6 protein-coding genes are annotated in these 5,350 nt (G+C 69.2%); 1 reads left to right on the top strand and 5 read right to left on the bottom strand.

Translation table 11 applies throughout. From position 1 onward, the window contains the following. The 3 genes from G3I40_RS21525 to ftsE all read right to left on the bottom strand — a co-directional run. On the bottom strand, positions 1 to 513 hold a 513-nt coding region (locus G3I40_RS21525; RefSeq protein ID WP_164303774.1), incomplete at its 3' end, for a PDZ domain-containing protein. Positions 514 to 592: 79 nt separating this feature from the next. Next, positions 593 to 1,510 carry a permease-like cell division protein FtsX gene (ftsX, locus tag G3I40_RS21520; protein WP_164303773.1) on the bottom strand — a complete coding sequence of 306 codons (918 nt, stop codon included), beginning with the start codon at positions 1,508 to 1,510 and terminating at the stop codon, positions 593 to 595. A gap of 41 nt (positions 1,511 to 1,551) precedes the next feature. Continuing rightward, a complete protein-coding gene (ftsE, locus tag G3I40_RS21515; protein ID WP_164303772.1) occupies positions 1,552 to 2,241 on the bottom strand; it encodes a cell division ATP-binding protein FtsE in 690 nt (229 codons plus the stop codon). 332 nt (positions 2,242 to 2,573) lie between these two features. On the opposite strand from ftsE, the gene G3I40_RS21510 reads away from it, so the two are divergent. Continuing rightward, positions 2,574 to 2,765, top strand: a complete 192-nt coding sequence (locus tag G3I40_RS21510) for a hypothetical protein (protein ID WP_164303771.1) — start codon at positions 2,574 to 2,576, stop codon at positions 2,763 to 2,765. A gap of 77 nt (positions 2,766 to 2,842) precedes the next feature. Here the strand turns inward: G3I40_RS21510 and G3I40_RS21505 are convergent, their stop codons facing one another. Both G3I40_RS21505 and prfB read right to left on the bottom strand, forming a co-directional pair. Beyond that, the gene (locus tag G3I40_RS21505; protein WP_164303770.1) at positions 2,843 to 3,682 is read right to left on the bottom strand and encodes a hypothetical protein; all 840 of its coding nucleotides are present in this window, start codon (positions 3,680 to 3,682) and stop codon (positions 2,843 to 2,845) included. Between the two features lie 327 nt (positions 3,683 to 4,009). Continuing rightward, on the bottom strand, positions 4,010 to 5,116 hold the full coding sequence (gene prfB / locus G3I40_RS21500; RefSeq protein ID WP_164303769.1) for a peptide chain release factor 2: 1,107 nt from the start codon (positions 5,114 to 5,116) through the stop codon (positions 4,010 to 4,012). Positions 5,117 to 5,350: the final 234 nt, after the last annotated feature.

Below are 5,350 nucleotides of genomic sequence, written 5' to 3'. Positions count from 1 at the left end.
GCCGCGCAGCAGCGCGAGTACCTCGGTCACGGGGCGCCCGGTGACCGGCTTCCCGTCGACGGCCGCGATCCGGTCGCCCTCGCGGAGGCCGGCGCGCTGCGCGGGCGAACCGGAGCGCACTCTGGTCACCTGGACCCGGCCGTCGGCGGTGCGCCGCGCCCACAGCCCGACGCCGGTGTACTCGCCGTCCAGAGCCTGCTCGAACTCCTGGTACTCGCCCTGCGAGTAGACCGCGCCCCAGCGGTCGCCGCTGCGGCTGACCGCCTCCTCGGCGGCCTGCGTCGGGGACTTGCCGTCCTCCATCGCCTCTGCGGCCGCCTCGGTCGGGTCGTCGAGCGGCCGCTCGTGCGCGGCCGCGGCAACCGAACTGCCGGATTCCTCGGGGGGTTTTCGGCCGTCGGCGGGCCAGGAGCCGGTGGCGGCGCCGGTCGCGAGGACGCAGCCGAAGACCAATGTCAGGGCCGCCCCGCGGCCGATGCGGCGGGGCCGGGAGGAGAGCACCGGGCCTGACATGTCGGTGAGTCTAGGACAACGCGGGGCGCCGTACGGGCTGTTGACCCGCACGGCGCCCCGCGTTGCCGGGGGACTCTCGTCACACCTTCAGGTACTTGCGCAACGCGACGAACGCGGCCAGCGCCGGCATCACCACGCTCACCGCGAGGATGAGCGGCAACTTCGTGAGGACGGCGTCCCAGCCGATGAAGTTGATGAGCTGGAGCTTGTCGGAGAGCGCGACTCCGTTGTCGATGACGAAGTACTGTCCGGCCGCCAGGAAGACGCACGCGATGCCGCCGCCGATGAGTCCGGCGACCGCGGCCTCCATGATGAACGGCGCCTGGATGTAGAAGCCGGACGCGCCGACGAGCCGCATGATGCCGGTCTCGCGGCGCCGGCTGAAGGCGGACACCCGGACCGTGTTCACGATGAGCAGCAGCGCGACCACGAGCATCACCGCCATCACCGCGCCCGCCGCCCAGTTCAGGTACCCGAGCAGCCGGAAGAGGTTGTCGAGCACGCCCTTCTGGTCCTGCACGGACTGCACGCCGGGCCGGCCGTTGAACGCGGTCGCGATGACCTCGTACTTCTCCGGGTCCTTCAGCTTGATGCGGTACGACTCCTGCAGCTGGTCCGGCGTGAGGGAGCTGGCCAGCGGGGAGTCGCCGAACTGCTCCTTGTAGTGCTTGTACGCCTGGTCCTGGGACTCGTAGGCGACCTTCTCGACGACGCCCATCTTGTCCAGGTCGCTGCGGATCTGCTTCTTCTGCTCCGCGGTGACCGGGCCCTTGGCGCAGTTCGGGTCGGACTCGGAGTCTCCCTTGTTGCACAGGAAGATCGAGACGTTGACCTTGTCGTACCAGAAGCCCTTCATCTGGTTGACCTGGTCGCTCATGAGCAGCGAGCCGCCGAACAGGGCGAGCGAGAGGGCGACCGAGATGATGACGGCGAAGGTCATCGTGAGGTTGCGGCGGAGACCGACGCCGATCTCCGACAGGACGAATTGGGCACGCATAGCGCTTACTGAGCCTTTCGCAGCTTCTCTCTCGGTACTTCTCAGTGCTGGTAGCCGTAGACGCCGCGCGACTGGTCGCGGACGAGACGGCCGTGTTCCAGCTCGATGACGCGCTTGCGCATCTGGTCCACGATGTTCTGGTCGTGGGTGGCCATCACCACGGTGGTGCCCGTGCGGTTGATGCGGTCGAGCAGCTTCATGATGCCGACGGAGGTCTGCGGGTCGAGGTTGCCCGTGGGTTCGTCCGCGATCAGCAGCTTGGGCCGGTTCACGAAGGCGCGCGCGATGGCGACGCGCTGCTGCTCACCACCGGACAGCTCGCCCGGCATCCGCTCCTCCTTGCCGCCGAGGCCGACGAGGTCGAGGACCTGGGGGACGGCCTTGCGGATCTCACCGCGGGACTTGCCGATGACCTCCTGCGCGAACGCGACGTTCTCGGCGACCGTCTTGTTGGGCAGCAGGCGGAAGTCCTGGAAGACCGTGCCGAGCTGGCGGCGGATCTGCGGGACCTTCCAGTTGGAGACGCGGCCGAGGTCCTTGCCCAGGACGTGCACCTGGCCGTGGCTGCACCGCTCCTCGCGCAGGATCAGCCGCAGGAACGTCGACTTGCCGGAGCCGGACGAGCCGACAAGGAAGACGAACTCGCCACGCTCGACCTCCAGGGAGACATCCCTGAGGGCGGGCCGGGTCTGCTTGGGGTAGACCTTGGAGACGTTGTCGAATCGGATCACGGATGCGCCTCGGAGGGTCGGGGGCGTCGGGGTGGGGGCTCCACGAGGCACCCCCTCGGTGAGCGTGACCATACGCGAAGCGGCGTGCGGAGCGCAGGCGCCGTCCCCGGTTGAGCGTTTTGTCCCGGTCCGAGGCCGACTGGGGTGCCGCTTTTGTCCGCCCCGTGCCTGGTCAGGGACGGTTCGAGGAAGTGGGGCGCGCCGAAAATCCGGGAAGCTGGCACAGTGGTAGGGGGAACGGTTGCGTTTCCCGGAGCGTTGAGCGGAGAGAACCAGTGGGAAGCTGGCCAGACCACTCAGCCGGCTCCGCCGCGCGGGAGGAGGACGAGCGCATGACCTATGACCGGTTGGTGTGCGCGAACTGTGCGGCGCCTGTGAGCGAGGGGCGCTGCCCGGTGTGCCGGGCGAACCGTGAGCGCCTCCAGCAGGAGAGCCCGCTGTCCGGGCTCAATCCGATGGCCCTGATCGCGCTCGTCGCCGTTCTCGTGGCGGCCGTGGCGCTGCTCGCCCATCAGACGGTGTAGCCCCGCCGAGAGACATACGCGGAAGGGCCCGGAGCCGATGGCTCCGGGCCCTTCTGTCTTACGTACGCGCGTACGGGTTACGCGGCAGCGCCGCCGCCACGGTTGCCGGCGAAGCGCGGCAGCAGACGGAAGCCGACACCGCCCGCGATCATCGTCGCGGCGCCGATCAGCAGGACCGTGGTGCCGTCGGCACCGGTCTCGGCCAGCTCGCCGCCCTTGTTCTGGGAGCCTGCCTGCTCGGCCGGCGTGGAGCCGGTGTCCTGCAGGCTGTCCTTGCCCTGGCCCTGCTCGACGGGGTTGTTGTTGCCGTCGGGATTGGTGTTGTCGCCACCGGTGGACGAGCCGCCACCGCTGCCGTTGCCACCGGAGTTGCCGTTGCCACCGGAGTTGCCGTGGCCGCCGGAGTCGCCACCGGAATTACCGCTGCCGCTCGAGGTGCCCTCGGACGAGCCGGTCGAGGTGCCCGAGGAGGTTCCCGTGGACGTACCGGTCGAGGTGCCCTCGGAGGTGCCCTGCGAGGTGCCCGTGGACGTGCCCGAGGAGGTCCCCGTGGACGTACCGGTCGAGGTGCCCTCGGACGTGCCCTGCGAGGTACCGGTCGAGGTGCCCTCGGAGGTGCCCTGCGAGGTACCCGTCGACGTGCCCTCGGAGGTCCCCGTGGACGTGCCCTCGGAGGTGCCCTGGCTCACGCCGGTCGAGGTGCCCTCGGAGGTGCCCTCCGTCGTGCCCTCGGTGTCGTCACCGGAGCCGCCGATCAGGTTGACACCCACGCCGTCCTCGCCGGCATTCACGTGCGCCAGGCCCGGAACGTCCACCTCGAGGGCCGAGGCGGCACCCGCGGCGGTCAGCGAAGCACCGGCGGCGATCACCGCGCCGGCGGCTATCCGCGCTACACGGATCCGCGTCTTCTTGGTCATCTGTCTGCTACCCCCAGTAGCCAATCGTCAATGGAGCAGCGCCCGGGACGAGGTTCAACCGAGGACAGCAGGGGTCTCGTTCGACCCGGCCCCCGTTCACACGCGTCCCACTGATACGCATGCCGCGCGCCAGCCTTCCCAGTTTTCAGATCAGCGTCAAGGTCGTTGCGCGCGTGATGCCCGAAATAAGGCGGCTTGACCGTCGTACGGACATGTGACTGTGACGTAAAAGGCCGAAACTCCTTCACAACCGGGACCGAGACCCCGAAACGCACAAGGCAACTGCCGCTCGGTGAGCGGCAGTTGCCTTGTCGATAAATCGCGGGGTTACTTCTCCTGCTGCTTGCGCCAGCGAATTCCGGCCTCGATGAAACCGTCGATCTCGCCGTCGAGCACGGCCTGCGGGTTGCCGACCTCGAACTCGGTGCGCAGGTCCTTGACCATCTGGTACGGGTGCAGCACGTACGACCGCATCTGGTTGCCCCAGGAGCTGCCGCCGTCGCCCTTGAGCGCGTCCATCTTGGCGCGGTCCTCCTGGCGCTGGCGCTCCAGGAGCTTGGCCTGCAGCACGTTCATCGCCGTGGCCTTGTTCTGGATCTGCGAGCGCTCGTTCTGGCAGGAGACGACGATGCCGGTGGGGATGTGCGTCAGCCGGACCGCGGAGTCCGTCGTGTTGACGCCCTGGCCGCCGGGGCCAGAGGAGCGGTAGACGTCGATGCGCAGGTCGGACTCGTCGATCTCGACGTGGTCGGTCTGCTCGACGACGGGGAGCACCTCGACGCCCGCGAAGGACGTCTGGCGCCGGCCCTGGTTGTCGAACGGGGAGATGCGCACGAGGCGGTGCGTGCCCTGCTCGACGGAGAGCGTCCCGTACGCGTACGGGACCTGGACGGCGAAGGTGGTCGACTTGATGCCGGCCTCTTCCGCGTACGACGTCTCGTAGACCTCGGTCTTGTAGCCGTGGCGCTCGGCCCAGCGCAGGTACATGCGCTGCAGCTGCTCGGCGAAGTCCGCGGCGTCGACGCCGCCGGCCTCCGCGCGGATGTTGACCAGCGCCTCGCGGGCGTCGTACTCGCCGCTCAGGAGGGTGCGGACCTCCATCTCGTCCAGCGCCTTCTTCACGGAGGTCAGCTCGGACTCCGCCTCGGCGCGGGTGTCCGGGTCGTCCTCCTCCTCCGCCATCTCGAACAGGACGCTGAGGTCGTCGATACGGCCACGCAGCGTCTCCGCCTTGCGCACCTCCGCCTGGAGGTGGCTCAGCTTGCTCGTGATCTTCTGCGCCGCCTCCGGGTCGTCCCACAGGGACGGCGCGGCCGCCTGCTCCTCGAGCACGGCGATATCTGCCCTCATCTTGTCGAGGTCCAGGACGGCCTCGATCGACTCCATGGTCGAGGAGAGGGACTTCAGCTCTTCGGAAACATCGACGACTGCCACGAGACCAGCCTAACGGCTGGTGCAAGTGATCCGTCCCGGCCGTCCGCCAGGGGCCACCGCGGGCCCGCTACGGCGTCTGGGGCGCCGAATTGCCGCTGTCGCCAGGTGGCGCCTCGTCCTGGCCGGAGGAGGTGGCCGCGTAGATGCCGCCGCCGATCGCGGCCGCGAGGACGAGGCCCGCCACGGACAGCGTGATGCGGCGGCGGCGCGCGGGGTGGCGGTTGCGGGCCGAGC

Source organism: Streptomyces sp. SID14478, assembly GCF_010548525.1.
In the GTDB taxonomy this organism is placed as follows: domain Bacteria; phylum Actinomycetota; class Actinomycetes; order Streptomycetales; family Streptomycetaceae; genus Streptomyces.
This window is presented reverse-complemented; position numbering and strand designations above follow the sequence as displayed.

Excerpts from the sequence above, each read along its gene's own strand:
- ftsX (WP_164303773.1), bottom strand. The coding sequence starts at position 1,510 with ATGCGTGCCCAATTCGTCCTGTCGGAGATCGGCGTCGGTCTCCGCCGC.
- G3I40_RS21510 (WP_164303771.1), top strand. The coding sequence starts at position 2,574 with ATGACCTATGACCGGTTGGTGTGCGCGAACTGTGCGGCGCCTGTGAGC.
- G3I40_RS21505 (WP_164303770.1), bottom strand. The coding sequence starts at position 3,682 with ATGACCAAGAAGACGCGGATCCGTGTAGCGCGGATAGCCGCCGGCGCG.